This is a genomic window from Rhodococcus sp. IEGM 1354 (genome assembly GCF_030056855.1).
GTDB lineage: Bacteria > Actinomycetota > Actinomycetes > Mycobacteriales > Mycobacteriaceae > Rhodococcoides.
Genome location: NZ_JASHKT010000007.1, coordinates 306,881 through 320,867 on the forward strand (window position 1 = coordinate 306,881; position 13,987 = coordinate 320,867).

Here is a 13,987-nt window from a genome sequence, read left to right on the forward strand (position 1 = left end):
GAGCACCCCTCTGTGTCAGGATTTCGCGATGACCACCCCTCGTCCTGAACCCCAGATCTCCGTCGCCACCGCGAAGTCGGTTCGGCTCGGAGTGCTGCTGGCGGCAGTCGGCGGATTTCTGGATGCGTACACCTACGTCACTCGTGGCGGTGTGTTCGCCGGTGCCCAGACCGGCAATGTGGTTCTGCTCGGCGTGGACGTGGCCGGCGGGCGGTGGGTGGAGGCGTTGGTGTTCCTGCCGCCGTTGACGGCGTTCGTTCTGGGTGTCATGACGGCGGAGTTCATCGCGTTGCCTGCGATCGAGAGGATCGTGCGCAGGCCGGTGCGGGCTGTGCTCTGCTACGAGATCCTGGTTCTGGTGATCGTCGGGTTTCTGCCGGCAACCGTTCCCGATGCGGTGGTGTCGGTCGTTCTCGCGCATGTCGCGGGCGTACAGGTGACGACCTTTCGCGTGCTGGTGGATTCGCCGTTCAACACGACGATGACGACCGGCAACCTCCGCACCATGGCCATGGCGGCGTTTCATCGTGTGGTCGAGCACGATCGGGAGGCGGGGATTCGAGCTCGGCGGTTCGGCACGGTCATAGCCGGATTCCTCGGCGGCGCTGTACTCGGCGCGGTGTCGGTGGAGCTGTTCGCTCTGCGCGCGATCTGGGTGGTGGCCGTCATGCTGATCGTTGCGCTGGCACTGTTCGTGTTCGACGAGCGCCCACCTCGATCGGCTGCAGCGAAGCGTTAGTCGCCCAGTCGAAGCGGCGCGATGCTGTCGAAGACGTCCCCCGGGCCCGGGTTGTCCGGTGCCGAGGTGCCACCCAGGTGATGTACGACGCCCCACACCGCGTTCAGTGCCGTGTGAATCGCGCCCTCCGCCCAACCGGCGGTCCACGAGATGTCGTCGCCGGCAAGGAAGATGCCGCGGTGTCTGGGTTCGAGTTCGTCCTGCACGAAGTGGGTGAACAGTCTTTCCTGATAGCGGTAGTGCCCCGGCAGGTTGGCCTTGAACGCGCCCATGAAGTCGCGCTCGGTCTCCCAGGACAGCGTCACCGGAGTCGAGATGATGTGGCTGCGGAAGTCGACGCCCGGGTAGATCTCCTCGAGGGATCGCAACATGATGTTCATGCGTTCGGTGGGATCGAGGGCCAGCAGTTTGAGCGAGTCGTCGGACCAGGTGTAGGACAGGCAGATCAGGCCCGGTTTTCCTTCGCCCTGGTCGAGAAGGTATGTGCCGCGGCTCATCCGGTCGGTCAGCGTCATGCTGACCAGATCGCGCCCGGTCACCGGGTCCTTGTCTTTCCAGAACGGCCGATCGACGAGTGCGAACACCTTCGTCGACCCCATGTAGTGCGTACGTTCGATGGCGGTCCAGTGATCGATCGGGAACAGATCGTCGTCGCACCTGATGTTGCTGAGCAACATCCAGCTCTGCGCGGTCACGACCGCGGCCGCGTACGTACGGATGTTTCCTCGGTCGTCGTGAATCGTGGTGCCGCCCTCGGTGCGCCTGATCTCGGTGACGCGCGGCATCGTGGTGCCGCCGTTCACCGAGGACACCGACGTGCCCGCCGGCCAGTGCGCCAGGTCCCCGGGTGTGTCGGTCCACAACCGCATCGGCAACTGCTGTGACCCGCCGACTATGCCGCGGTGGTGATCGTCGGCTGCGGTGATGACGACACGAAGGATCTCGAGAATGGAGTTGGGATAGTCGGTGTCCCAACCTCCTGTTCCGAAACCGACCTGGCCGAACAACTCTCGCATGCGAAACGACGAGAAATGCTCGGACGCAGCGAGGAATCCGTAGAACGTCTGATCGTCGAATTTCACGATCAGTTCGTTCCAGATGCGCTTGATCTCGGCCGCGTCCCGCCTGCGGATGGCGCGCTGCAACGGAATCAGTTCGGCGTGCTCCTCGAGCGTCCTGTTCCATGCGTCGGCGACCTCGGCAAAAATCGGCGGGAGATCCTCGAGCTTGCGGGCGTAGTGGCTGGTGCCCTTGAGATCGATCACCGTACTGGGGGTCGCCTCGGCCAACGGGTTCGGAAACGGTGTCGTCTCGAGCCCGACGGAGTCGAGGTAGTGGAACAACGCGGTCGAGGACGGCGGAAACCGCATCGCGCCCATCTCGGCCACCACACCCGGATGCCCTTCGAACGGTACCGATCGCATGCGTCCACCGATTCGATCCGATTCGTAGACAACCGGTTTCAGGCCGAGTCGAAGCAATTCGCGGGCCACGACCATTCCTGCGAGTCCGCCGCCGACCACCGCAACTCGGGTACCGAGTGCGGCGTCGGGAACACTTCCCAGGCCGGCCGGGTGGGCGAGGTAGTCGTCGTAGGCGAACGGAAAGTCCGGCCCGAACATGGTGAGCGGTTGTTCGTCCTCGGGTTCGATCGCGCTGTCCGGGGTGACGGGTGTGGTCATCTGTCGTTCTCCTGCTCGGCTCGTACCGGGCCTGCGGTCCCTGCGGGACGAGGTGCCGTCCGATACAGATCCGGACGTCGGTCGGAAAGGTGGGTGTTGATCGCTCGGGACCTGTCGAGGTCGGCGGGGTCCAGGTGCACCGTCAACAGTTGTTCGTGCACACCGGCTCTGGCGATGTCGGTGCCGTCGGGAGCAACGGCGCACGTCAGTCCGCAATAGGTCAGAGTCGACTCGGTGCCGCACCGGTTGACGTAGGTGACGAACACCTGGCTCTCGTAGGCCCGTGTGGGAACCACGTGGGTTGCGATGATCTCGAACGGTGACATCAGACCGGTGGGGACGATCAACCATTGCGTACCCGCGTCGGCGTGCGCGCGGACGGTTTCCGGGAACTCGACGTCGTAACAGGTGAGCAGACCGCAGCGCAGATCTCCGAAGTCGAACTGCACCAACAACTCCTGGCCTGGGGTGAAGTGCGCACGATCGAGTTCACCGAAGAGGTGGGTCTTGCGGTAACGCGCCAGTGACGTACCGGTCGCATCGACCACCTGAACGGAGTTGTACACCGACTTGCCGCTGCGTTCCGGATACCCGTACACGATCGTGACGCCGTGAGCACGGGCGATCTTCGCGACGTTTTCGAAGATCGGCCCGTCGAACGGTTCGGCACGGTCGACGACGAGTTCGCCGATGTCGTAACCACTGACCGACATCTCCGGAGTGACCAGGATCGATGCGCCGGCCGCAGCGGCTGCCGCAGCCGCGGCATCGAGTGCCGTCAGGTTGGCCTCGACATCGCCGGAGTCCTCCGGCCCCTGATAGAGCGAGACGGTGTTCGTCACCGATGCATCCCCGGCTTTCCGATCGGTAGTTCTTCGGGCAGTGCCGGTGCCAGCACCCACAACACTCGCGCCCCGTCGCTGCTGTCACTGCGGAAACTGTGCCGACGACGCGGCGAGAACGTGAACGCGTCCCCCGCCCCGAGAGAGATGTCGTCCCCGCCGAAGTCCGCGCCGGGATCGGCGTCGAAGATCACCCGTAGCTCGCCGTCGATCACGTACACGAAGCTGACGTCGAGCGGCAGCGTGTACGCCTCGGACCCACTTCCGCCGCCGTGTTCGATATGCCCCAACAACACCTGAACGCGACGCTCCCCTACCGGCGTCAGCAGATATTCGGTCATCCGTTCTCCACCGAACATGATGCGCGGCAACGACTGTGCGCGTACCACTTCGCCGACGGGTGCGTCGTCGAACAGCGAGCCGACCGGTACGTCGAGCGCAGCGCACACTCGAACCAGGGACGCGACCGATGCGTTCACCTGATCGCGCTCGAGCTTGGACAGATACCCCTTGGTGACCCCGCAGGTGTAGGCGAGCGCGTCGAGCGTGAGCCGCTTCTTCAGGCGCGCCTCCTTCAGGCGCGCACCGATCCGTGGCGCATCGACGTTGACCTGCGCGGCTGAAGACACCCATCTCACCTTTCAGGAAACTCGTGTTGACAAGACCGAGCATCAGAGTAACGCTTGCCGAGCGACATGGTCGACCTTTCGACGGCCGGGCGCTCGACTGCGGAGGGACATCTCGATGAATGCGAACAACCCGGAACACACCCCGATCGGCCCGCCCGACGCCACCAAGGTCCCCCGTTACGCCGAACCGACCACATTCGCGCGACTCCCCCGGCTCGACGAGGTGTCGCGGGCAGACGTAACGATTCTCGGCGTGCCGTTCGATTCGGGGGTGAGCTACCGGCCGGGTGCGCGCTTCGGACCCGGCCACATTCGTGCGGCATCGAAACTGTTGCGGCCGTACAACCCCGCCCTGCAGGTCTCACCGTTCGCACGCCAACAGGTTGCCGACTTCGGTGACATCGGGGTCAACCCGTTCGACATCACCGAGGCACTGCAGACCGTGCACGACGCTGTGACGGACCTGCGCGCCGACGGCTCGTCGGTGCTGACTCTCGGCGGCGACCACACCATCGCGCTCCCGATCCTGCGTTCGCTCGCGCGTGATCACGGGCCGATAGCGGTGTTGCACTTCGACGCCCACCTCGACACCTGGGATACGTATTTCGGTGCGCCGTACACCCATGGCACGCCGTTTCGGCGGGCGAGCGAGGAAGGGCTCATCGACCTCGAACGCTCCCAGCACATCGGTATCCGCGGCCCTCTCTACAGTGAGCAGGACCTCGAGGACGACCGGGTGCTCGGCTTCCAGGTCATCCGCTCCGACGACTACGAGGTCGACGGCGTGGCCAGCATCGTCGAGCGGATGCGTCGTCGCCTCGACGGTGGCCCGGTCTACGTCTCGGTCGACATCGACGTTCTCGATCCTGCGCACGCTCCGGGCACCGGCACACCCGAGGCCGGCGGGATGACCTCGCGCGAGTTGCTCAACACGCTGCGCGGTCTCGTCGGGCTGAACGTGGTCGGTGCCGACATCGTGGAAGTCGCGCCCGCCTACGACCACGCCGAGATCACCGGAATCGCAGCGGCGCACGTGGCCTACGAACTGTTGTCCGTGCTGGCACTGAACCGCTAGCGGGTCTCACCGCCGTGGCAACACCAGGATCGGCACCGGCGAATGACGGATGATCTTGGTCGCCCGCGAACCGAGAAACACCCGAGCGATGGGCCCCATTGGTCCGGACGATCCGATGGTCAGCACTTCGCCGTCCTGCCAGTGCACTTCGTCGAGTGCTTCGCGCCAACTGCCCGCGGTCGCCAACTCGGTGCCGACGCGGTCGGCCGGTAGCCCCACCGCGACGGCGTCGTCCACCGCAGCGGTCAACGCCTCGCTCAGTCCACGGGCGAGCTCGGCCGCTACGTCGTCCTCGGCTCGCAACCCGATCTCGGGCGGATACATCGTCGCCCCGCGAACGACGAACGAGGCCAAGCGAAGTGGCACACCGGTGTCCCGGGCCAACTCAGCTGTGGGCCCGACGACGCGGGTGGCCTCGCTGTCGCCCGAGAAAGCGCAGGTGATCCGCGTCAGGACGGCCCGATCTCGAATGCGGTAGCCACGCGGGGCCAACGCGACGGTGACCGGCGAGGAATGCAGCAACTTGTCCGCGGTGGAACCGACGACAACCTGCCCGAGAGCACCGTCACCCGAGGAACCCAGAACCAGGATCGACGCCCCGGTGGTCTCCGCGGCCTCGGTCAATGCAGTGGACACCGAGCGGTGCGACATCCGGTGGAACGACGCTGCGACATCGGGTGCGCGTTCCTCCAAGTAGTGGCGCGCTTTCGCCTCCGACTCGGTGGCCGTCGACGCGGCCCAGTCCGCGAACTCGGCGTCGACCCGGGCCATCGACGGCGTCGACCACGGCTTGGGAACCACGGTTGCCACGTCGACGTTCGTGTTGAGGGATCGGGCCAGTTGCGCACCGAGATCGAGGGCACCGACACTTCCCTTGCCGGGCGCGAAGGCGATCAGCACGCTCATTCCGCGTCCTTTCCGACCGATCGAAGCGCCGAATGATGCCGACCCCACAGGAAGTAGAACGCGAGAACCACGGCGAGCCAGAGCCCGAACCAGAACCATGTGGTCCACCGCAAGCCGGAGAGGATGTAGATGCACGCGGCGATGGACAGGATCGGCGTCACCGGGTAGCCCGGCACCTTGAACGGACGCTCGAGGTCGGGCATCGTCCGGCGCAGGACGATCACGCCGATCGCCACGACGATGAACGCGACGAGCGTTCCGATCGACACCAGATCGGCCAGCTTGTCCAGCGGAACGAACGCGGCGAGTATCGAGATGATCACCGCGACGACGATCGTGTTGTTGACGGGGGTGTGGGTCCGGGGACTGACCTTCGCGAATGCCTTGGGCAGCATCCCGTCTCGGCCCATGGCGAACAGAATGCGCGTCTGCCCGTACATCGTCACCAGCGTGACCGAGAAGATCGAGATCACCGCGCCCGCCGCCAGAATCGTTGCCGGCCATGCCCGCCCGGTGACATTGCGGAGAATCTCCGCCAACCCGGCTTCTTCCTGACCGGCGAATGCGGTCCACGGCTGTGTTCCCAACGCCGCGACCGCAACGACGAGGTAGAAGACGATCACCACGACGAGTGCGGCAATGATGGCTCGCGGCATGGTTTTCTGTGGATTCTTCACCTCGTCTCCGGCTGTCGAGACGGCGTCGAGACCGATGAACGAGAAGAAGATCGTGCCGGCCGCCGCGGTGACACCTGCGGCCCCGAGCGGCATGAAGTCCGAGAAGTTGCCGGAATCGAAGGCCGTGAATCCGACGACGGCGAACAGCGCGAGCACGCCCAGCTTGATGACGACCATGACTGCGTTCACCGCTGCGGACTCGCTCGACCCGCGAATGAGCAACACGGCGCACAGAACGATCAGCACCACGGCGGGCAGATTCAGGATTCCCGGATCGGCGTCACCCGGTGCCGCGGACAACGCGTGCGGGATGGTGAAGCCGAAGAGGTTGCCGAGAAGTTCGTTGAGGTATCCGCTCCAGCCGACCGCCACCGCGGCACTCGACACCCCGTACTCCAGCAGCAGGCAGGCCGCAACGCCCATCGCGACGACCTCCCCCATCGTCACGTATGCGTAGGAGTACGTCGATCCCGATACCGGCACTGCCGAGGCCATTTCGGCGTAACAGATAGCGGCAAGCCCAGCGGCAATTCCGGCGGCCAGGAACGACAGGACCACGGCTGGACCGGCTTCGGGAACGGCGAGCGAGAGCACGAAGAAGATGCCGGTGCCGATGGTCGCTCCCACTCCGAACATCGTCAGTTGGAACGTTCCGATGGTGCGTTCCAGACCACCGGGCTGCTGGTCCGGCTCGGCGATCGGTTTCTTGCGGAACAACTGCGAGCGCAGACCCGATGCGGGTCCGTTCGACGATGTCATGGTCGAGACTCCCAACGTGAAGACGAACGGTGCGGACCGAACCGTGCCGCGGGCGGTACAGCAGCCGACGCGAGGCGATTTCGGTGATTCTGCTCCCCGAGCTACCCGGTCGCACACCGAACACGCCGCGCGGTCCGCGAGCTCGTTATCGAGCCGGTGTCGGTGTGAGCGCCGCCTACCATTGACCTCGACTCGGATGGGAGACCCTCGAACACATGGCCACACAGCCGGACTCGACACCGCTCGACGCGGTGGCCGCGCACGCGGCCTCGGACGCAGGCGGCCTGGACGTCGCGTTCCTGGGGAACTTTCTCGACGTCGTGACCGACGCGGTGGACGCAGGTGTTCCGCTCACCCGTAAGCAACTTCGGGAGTGCCGCGTACACGGCGACGAAGCAGCCCGAGCGGGCGTGGCCCTGCGCGCGTTGCTGGACCTCTATCTGTCGGCGGCGTGGCGATTGTGGCGCGAGTTGCCCGCCGTCCAGGCCGCCGCAGCAGACCCGGCCGGGGTCGTCACCGCGGGCGAGATCATGCTTCGAGCCGTCGACGACGCCGCGGCCGAACTCGCCGAAGGTTTCCAACTCGCCCGGCGGACGCTGGTTCGTGCTGAGGTCCTGGCGCGCCGCGAATTCGTGGACGACCTGCTCTCGGGAACGGCCGATGTCGCCGGTGTCCTGGGACGCGCGCAGACGTTCGGGCTGGATGTGTCGAGTCCGCACGCAGTCGCCGTGGTCACGTCCACGGTTCCGTTCACCGACGCGACGTCGGCCATCGGTCTGGTCGAACGCAGCGTTCAGGGCAGCAAGGGGGATGCCGATCTCCTCGTCGCCACCAAGCAGGGTCGGCTGATCGTGGTGTTTCCGGCACCCGATCGCGCGGCCGTCGATCACGTACTCACCCACACGGGACGGGTCCTCGGCGGATCGGCGTCCGGCCCGAGCGATACCGTCGACCTGCGCCGTCGCGGCGAATACGGACGGATACAGCTCGGAGTCGGTCGCCCGCGCAGCGGCGCTGTCGGTGTGGCGGCGTCGTACCGAGACGCCCTGGACGCACTCGACCTCGCCTCCTCGCTGGGGCTCGACACACCCGTCGTCGACGCCCGTGATCTGCTCGTCTATCGCGTTCTGATCAGTGATCGCGCCGCGATCGCCGATCTGGTCGAGACGTTGCTGACCCCGTTGACGAGCGCTCGGGGCGGTGCAGGCCCACTGCTGGAAACATTGCAGGTGTACTTCGAGACCGGCGCGAACTCGGCGTCCACCGCGCGTCGAATGCATCTGTCCGTGCGCGCGGTCACGTACAGATTGTCGCGAATAAGAGATTTGACCGGGCAAGATGTGGGCAACCCCGTCGAGGCATTTGCGCTGCATACGGCAGTACTCGGGGCGATGCTGCTCGACTGGCCGCGATCCGGCCTGACATCCTGAGCCACGACAGGCACCTGGATTGCCGTACTACGGCAAGAAAGACCGCCGAAACATGTCCGCAAACCGACCCTGCTTGCAGGAAAACAAACAGTCACACTGGAGTGGTCGCGGTCGAACCGCCCACACACCGATCGAACGAGAACGTTAGGAGCAGTGACAGATGTCGTCCTTGACACAGAAATTGACCGCATTCGCTCGCAGCCCTCAGGGCAAACAGATGATCGACCGAGCTCGTCGCTATGCGACCAAGCCCGAGAATCAGGCGAAGTTGAAGCAGTTGGGCACGAAGTTCACCGGTAAGGGTGGTCGTTCATGAACGTCGTTCCGTGGTGGGCGTGGGCGGCTTTCGGTGCCGTCGTCCTCATCCTGCTGGCCATCGACCTGTTGGCGCACCGCGGTGCGCACATCATCGGCTTCAAGGAAGCTGCATGGTGGAGTGCGCTGTGGGTCGGCGTGGCCATCATCTTCGGCATCGTGGTGTTCTTCACACTGGGAACAACGGCCGGAGTCGAATACACGACGGCCTGGTTGCTGGAGAAGAGTCTGTCCGTCGACAACCTCTTCGTCTTCGCGCTGATCTTCGGCTACTTCAAGGTTCCCCGTGAGTACCAGCACCGCGTGTTGTTCTTCGGTGTCATCGGTGCCCTGGTCTTCCGTGCCATCTTCTTGGCCGCCGGTGTGGCCATCGTCAGCAAGTTCGCTGCCGTTCTGTTCGTCTTCGCCGCCATCCTGCTCTACAGCGCGTACAAGCTGATGAAGGACGAGGACGACTCGTACGACCCCGGCACCTCCATTGCAGTGCGCCTGCTCAAGAAGATCGTCCCCGTTCAGGACGAGTACTCCGGTACCAAGTTCTTCGTCAAGGAAGCAGGCAAGCGAGTGGCCACGCCACTGCTCGCCGTCGTGGTGGCGATCGAGGCCGCCGACCTGGTATTCGCGGTCGACAGCGTTCCTGCCGTTCTGGCAGTGACCGACGACCCGTTCATCGTGTATTCCTCGAACGCATTCGCGATCCTCGGTCTGCGTGCCCTGTACTTCCTGCTCGCAGGGCTGCTCGAGAAGTTCCACTACCTGTCCAAGGGACTGGCGATCATCCTCGCCTTCATCGGCGTCAAGCTGATCCTGCAGGCCGGGCACAAGGTGATCAGCACGTCGATCCCCGAGATCCCGTCCTTCGTCAGCCTGGTGGTCATCGTCGTGGTCCTGGCAGGCTCGATCATCCTGAGCCTGAAGAATCCCCCGGAGGAAGACACCGCCGACGCGGTCGACAAGGCCGCAGCCGACAGTCCGATCGTCGATCCGACGGACGGAACCTCCACCGCCGGCTCCTCGTCGACGGGAACGTCGGGTACCGATTCGCCTCGACTCGACAAGTAGTTCCGCACCACACATGCCCCGCCGGATCCGATCCGGCGGGGCATGTTTGTACTTCGCCGTGATGGGGCAAACCGTCGTCATGGCTGACAAGAACTCGTACACCGTTCCCGGACTCTCGTCGGACGTGGGCGCGCGCGTCGCAGCGATCCTGCAGGATCGCCTGAACGCCTACAACGACCTCCATCTCACGCTCAAGCACATTCACTGGAATGTGGTCGGACCGAACTTCATCTCGGTCCACGAAATGCTCGATCCTCAGGTCGAGGCCGTGCGCGGCTTCGCCGATGAGGTCGCCGAGCGCATCGCGACCCTCGGTTCTTCCGCCAAGGGAACGCCCGGCACCATCGTCAAGGAACGTTCCTGGGACGATTACTCGATCGGCCGGGCGACGGCGATCGAGCACCTCGGCGCTCTCGACCTGGTGTACACCGGAGTCATCGAGACCACTCGTAAGAACATCGAAGAGGTCGGCGAGATCGACCCCATCACCGAGGACATGCTCATCGGCCAGAGTGCTCAGCTCGAACTGTTCCACTGGTTCGTCCGTGCGCACCTGGAGAACTCCGGCGGTCAGCTCTCCACCGCGAGCGCGACGAGCGAAGTCGACGCTGCCAAGCAAGCCGGCTGACAAATATTCACCTGGAGCACCGGTCTCGCCGATCACGGCGAGGCCGGTGCTTTTCGTTGTGGAAGATCCAGGTCACTCCGCCGGACGCGCCTCGTGGCCGCTGCGACCGTGCGTTCGCCGTTGTTCCTTCATCTCGGCCTCGAAGACGTGCCGACGGCCACCGAGTAGTTCGTCACGGACCGTCCGCTCGTGATCACGCAGTACGGCCCAATAACCGTCGTCGAACTCCTCGACCAGCTGGAATGTCCACCGACCCTGAGCGATGTTGCGGCCGATCATGTCGGTCTCGAGTCGCCGCGCCAACGCATCGTGCCCGGCGTCTGCCAACGCGTCGGCGGCCTCCCCGAGCAGCAGGTCCGCGTGTCCCATCAGCTGATGAAACGAGTAGAGGTGGCCGCGCGCGCGCTCGACGTATTCGAGCGCCTCGGAGAGTTTGCCTGTGGCCGCCACCGTGTCGTCGTCCACTCCGTCGGGACGGCGGTGCTCCGGTGCCGGCGTCTCACGCGAATGTGGGTCGTTCGTCTCTGCAGTCATGATCGGCGCGTACCCGCATCCCCTGTCGGCAACACGGCGGGGAGTCCGATGATTACCGACCCCGATCCCGGGTATAGCTCTCTCGGACCGACAGCACAATCGATTTCGAGGAGTTCACATGGCTGATTTCATCGACAAGGCAAAGCACAAGGCAGAAGAGCTCGTGGGCGAAGCCAAGGAAAAGATCGGCCACAAGACCGACAACGACGACCTTGCTGCCGAAGGCGCAAAGGATCAGGCGTCGGGCAAGACCAAGCAGGTCGGCGACGACGTCTCGGACGCAGCCGGCAACATCAAGGACAAGTTCACGAACTGATCCATCGATGCGGCAGAACCCCGCACCCAGCCTTCATGGCTCGGGTGCGGGGTTCTTCTGTGTCACAGGCCTTCCGTCGGATTCGGCAGCGGCAGCGGCCGCCCGAACATCCAACCCTGCCCCAAGCTGGCACCGAGGGCTCTCGCGCGCCGCAGATGTCGACGCGTCTCGATCCCTTCCGCCAGCACGATCGCGTTGCTCGACCGAACGTAGGCGCGGACCTGTCGCATCGCCGGTCGAGACCGCAGCGGAGCTCGCACTATCGACGCGTCCAGCTTGACGATGTCCGGTGCCACCAACGCCAGCAAATGCAGAGTTGCCGGTGTCGCTCCGACGTCGTCCATGGCGACCCCCATCCCGCGTGCGCGCGCTCCGCGGACGAGGGCCATCAGCAACGGAACGTTCCGATCCAGATCACGCTCGGTGATCTCGAGGACCACGTCGAGATCGTCGCCGATGGCGTCGAGGTGCATGTCGACGTCCTGCTCGTCACCAAAGCATCCCGGTTCGATGTTGAGGAAGAAGCGCACCCCGCGCGAGTAGGCACGTTCCCTCGCCGCCCGCAGAGCTGCCGCGCGGCAGGCCACATCCACTCGGCCGACCAGTCCCCGTTCGCGGGCCAGTGCAAAAACGTCCTCGGGAAGTGCGCTGCCCGGAGACGGCCACCGAGCGAGCGCCTCGTAGCCGACGACACGTCCGGTCGACAGTTCGACGACCGGCTGAAACAGCGCCGCCACCGAATCCACCGACTCGAGCGCCGCGGACGCTGCCAGCACCGCGCCGTCCGAGACGGTCACAGTGATCGCTCGTCCACCGGGGTTCGGCGTGCCTCGAGGCGGTCGGCGATCAAGGCTGCGTGCAGCCGCCGCAATCCCGACGGCTTCATCGGATCGAGTCCGGTGAGTTGATCCACCCGCTTGAGGCGGTAATCGACGGTGTTGGGATGCACCGTCAACCACGTGGCTGTCTTCTTCCTGTTGGAATCGGAGTCCACGAAGGCTTGCAGCGTCGGGAGTAGGTCGACCGAGTCACGGAGTGGATCGATCAGAGTCACGAGGTGCTGTCGACCGAGTCCGGGCCGACTCACCTGGTACTCGAACACCAGATCCGAGATGCGGTAGGTGCCCGGCGTGTAGTGCAGCCTGCGGACCAGGCTCAGGAGCTCGTACAGGTGCGGCGCCGTCACCGAGATGTCGTCGATCGCTGCCGACCCGGTTGTCGCGGTCACCGCGATCTGGCCGGCGTCGGCAAGCCGCTCGACCAGTTGGTCGACGTCCGCGCCTGGAACGTCGGGCAGCAGTACCGTTCCGCCGGTCGCACTGATGGATGCGATGGGGGCGATGTCTCCGTTGTGCACTGCCAGGGCCGCGTGAATTCTCCGCAGCTTCCGCGCGGCCATCATCGCCGCATCGCCGCGCCTACCCCCTTCGTCGGCATGAGCCGGAAAGTGCAGGGCCACGACGTGATACTCCTCGGCGAGCAGCGCACCCATCCGATCGGCGATCCTGCGGGCAGTGCCGTCGCCGGTCAGCAGAGCGTCGAGCAGTTCGACGTCGTGCCGTGGGCCGTTCTGCGCCAACGTGCGGAACTCGGCGAGATAGGCGTCGGACACCGCCTCGGTGACCACGTCCAGAAGCTCCATGATCAGGATCGTCCGGTCATCGGCCGCCGCGCCTGCCTCCCGGTTCACCGCCGACTCGGCAGCCCGTAGCCCCAGCGCGCAGCCTTCGTTGATCGCGTGCTGAATACGGCCGAGCGGCACTCCGTCGCGGGCCCACCGCGTAGCGGCATCCCGGAAGGTGTCCATCGCCCCCGCGATCGGTAGTCGACCGGAGTCGAGGACCCCTGCAGCCAGTTCGCTGCAGGTGGTCGCCATGTCGTCGAGCTCGCCCCGCGCACAGTCGCGCGGCGGCGGTACGTCTTCCGGATCGACGAAATACCGGTTCAGCATTCGCGCGGCAGTCTCCCGGGGCGTCCGCAACCGGTCCGACGCACGTCGACCACCTGCGTACTCCTCCTGCGCCGTGTCCACACTGTCTGTTGCAGTCACCGAAACCCACCCCTCGTACTCGAAACCCGCGTCAGGTCATGTCCTCCGGCCGGTCGATGTCTGCCCACAACGCCCTGCCTCGGTGTCGAACCGTCCTTCCCCGACCGAGCCGTCGGCCGCGGTGGAGACATACGAACCATAGTGCACAAATAAAACCTGAGGATTGTTTTGAGCCACGAACCCAGCAACAAATCCGCATTCATGTCCGGATCGTCGTCATTTGTGACGCTCCATCACGAATGAACGGTCGCTTGCGGGTGGTTTCCAAACGTGATCGGGAGCACGTTCCGGGCTGAAATCCGGGCCTACAGTTCCGACTTGTCCACTTGACCCTCGTCGAAAG

Annotated in this window: 15 protein-coding genes; 7 read left to right on the forward strand and 8 right to left on the reverse strand. The window is 64.9% G+C overall.

All coding sequences use genetic code 11. The features are described 5' to 3' along the window. Nucleotides 1-28 precede the first annotated feature (28 nt). Nucleotides 29-739: a YoaK family protein gene (locus tag QM588_RS17680; protein ID WP_032375629.1), complete on the forward strand. Its 711-nt coding sequence runs from the start codon at nucleotides 29-31 to the stop codon at nucleotides 737-739. Here QM588_RS17680 and QM588_RS17685 read toward each other — a convergent pair. From QM588_RS17685 to QM588_RS17695, 3 genes are read right to left on the reverse strand one after another with little or no spacing between them, the layout of a single operon-like run. Then, nucleotides 736-2,421, reverse strand: coding sequence for a flavin monoamine oxidase family protein (locus tag QM588_RS17685; RefSeq protein ID WP_283315221.1), 1,686 nt, complete (start codon nucleotides 2,419-2,421; stop codon nucleotides 736-738). The genes QM588_RS17680 and QM588_RS17685 overlap by 4 nt on opposite strands. Then, nucleotides 2,418-3,263, reverse strand: coding sequence for a carbon-nitrogen hydrolase family protein (locus tag QM588_RS17690; protein WP_283315223.1), 846 nt, complete (start codon nucleotides 3,261-3,263; stop codon nucleotides 2,418-2,420). Before QM588_RS17690 ends, QM588_RS17685 begins: the two co-directional genes overlap by 4 nt. Beyond that, complete coding sequence (locus QM588_RS17695; RefSeq protein ID WP_283315224.1) at nucleotides 3,260-3,892, reverse strand: helix-turn-helix domain-containing protein; 633 nt, start codon at nucleotides 3,890-3,892, stop codon at nucleotides 3,260-3,262. The genes QM588_RS17690 and QM588_RS17695 overlap by 4 nt, the downstream gene beginning before the upstream one ends. Before the next feature lie 115 nt (nucleotides 3,893-4,007). Between QM588_RS17695 and speB the strand changes: the two genes are divergently transcribed. Next, nucleotides 4,008-4,967: an agmatinase gene (gene speB, locus QM588_RS17700; protein ID WP_283315226.1), complete on the forward strand. Its 960-nt coding sequence runs from the start codon at nucleotides 4,008-4,010 to the stop codon at nucleotides 4,965-4,967. A gap of 6 nt (nucleotides 4,968-4,973) precedes the next feature. Here speB and QM588_RS17705 read toward each other — a convergent pair whose 3' ends face one another. Both QM588_RS17705 and QM588_RS17710 read right to left on the reverse strand, forming a co-directional pair. After that, complete coding sequence (locus QM588_RS17705; protein ID WP_283315228.1) at nucleotides 4,974-5,873, reverse strand: universal stress protein; 900 nt, start codon at nucleotides 5,871-5,873, stop codon at nucleotides 4,974-4,976. Next, a complete protein-coding gene (locus QM588_RS17710; protein ID WP_283315230.1) occupies nucleotides 5,870-7,309 on the reverse strand; it encodes an amino acid permease in 1,440 nt (479 codons plus the stop codon). The genes QM588_RS17705 and QM588_RS17710 overlap by 4 nt, the downstream gene beginning before the upstream one ends. A 215-nt stretch (nucleotides 7,310-7,524) precedes the next feature. On the opposite strand from QM588_RS17710, the gene QM588_RS17715 reads away from it, so the two are divergent. From QM588_RS17715 to QM588_RS17730, 4 genes are all read left to right on the forward strand, one after another. Further along, on the forward strand, nucleotides 7,525-8,739 hold the full coding sequence (locus QM588_RS17715) for a PucR family transcriptional regulator (RefSeq protein WP_283315232.1): 1,215 nt from the start codon (nucleotides 7,525-7,527) through the stop codon (nucleotides 8,737-8,739). Between the two features lie 160 nt (nucleotides 8,740-8,899). Next, nucleotides 8,900-9,055: a hypothetical protein gene (locus QM588_RS17720; RefSeq protein WP_167326732.1), complete on the forward strand. Its 156-nt coding sequence runs from the start codon at nucleotides 8,900-8,902 to the stop codon at nucleotides 9,053-9,055. Next, nucleotides 9,052-10,116, forward strand: a complete 1,065-nt coding sequence (locus QM588_RS17725; RefSeq protein ID WP_283315234.1) for a TerC family protein — start codon at nucleotides 9,052-9,054, stop codon at nucleotides 10,114-10,116. Before QM588_RS17720 ends, QM588_RS17725 begins: the two co-directional genes overlap by 4 nt. Before the next feature lie 79 nt (nucleotides 10,117-10,195). Next, on the forward strand, nucleotides 10,196-10,744 hold the full coding sequence (locus tag QM588_RS17730; RefSeq protein ID WP_027496222.1) for a Dps family protein: 549 nt from the start codon (nucleotides 10,196-10,198) through the stop codon (nucleotides 10,742-10,744). Between the two features lie 72 nt (nucleotides 10,745-10,816). Here the strand turns inward: QM588_RS17730 and QM588_RS17735 are convergent, their stop codons facing one another. Next, entirely contained in the window at nucleotides 10,817-11,278 is a 462-nt protein-coding gene (locus tag QM588_RS17735) for a hypothetical protein (RefSeq protein ID WP_283315237.1), read from the reverse strand. A 118-nt stretch (nucleotides 11,279-11,396) separates the two neighbouring features. Between QM588_RS17735 and QM588_RS17740 the strand changes: the two genes are divergently transcribed. Then, on the forward strand, nucleotides 11,397-11,594 hold the full coding sequence (locus QM588_RS17740; RefSeq protein ID WP_027496220.1) for a CsbD family protein: 198 nt from the start codon (nucleotides 11,397-11,399) through the stop codon (nucleotides 11,592-11,594). A gap of 62 nt (nucleotides 11,595-11,656) precedes the next feature. Here QM588_RS17740 and QM588_RS17745 read toward each other — a convergent pair whose 3' ends face one another. Further along, nucleotides 11,657-12,391 carry an EAL domain-containing protein gene (locus QM588_RS17745; protein WP_283315238.1) on the reverse strand — a complete coding sequence of 245 codons (735 nt, stop codon included), beginning with the start codon at nucleotides 12,389-12,391 and terminating at the stop codon, nucleotides 11,657-11,659. Further along, nucleotides 12,388-13,644, reverse strand: a complete 1,257-nt coding sequence (locus QM588_RS17750) for a PucR family transcriptional regulator (RefSeq protein ID WP_283315239.1) — start codon at nucleotides 13,642-13,644, stop codon at nucleotides 12,388-12,390. Before QM588_RS17750 ends, QM588_RS17745 begins: the two co-directional genes overlap by 4 nt. Nucleotides 13,645-13,987 lie beyond the last annotated feature (343 nt).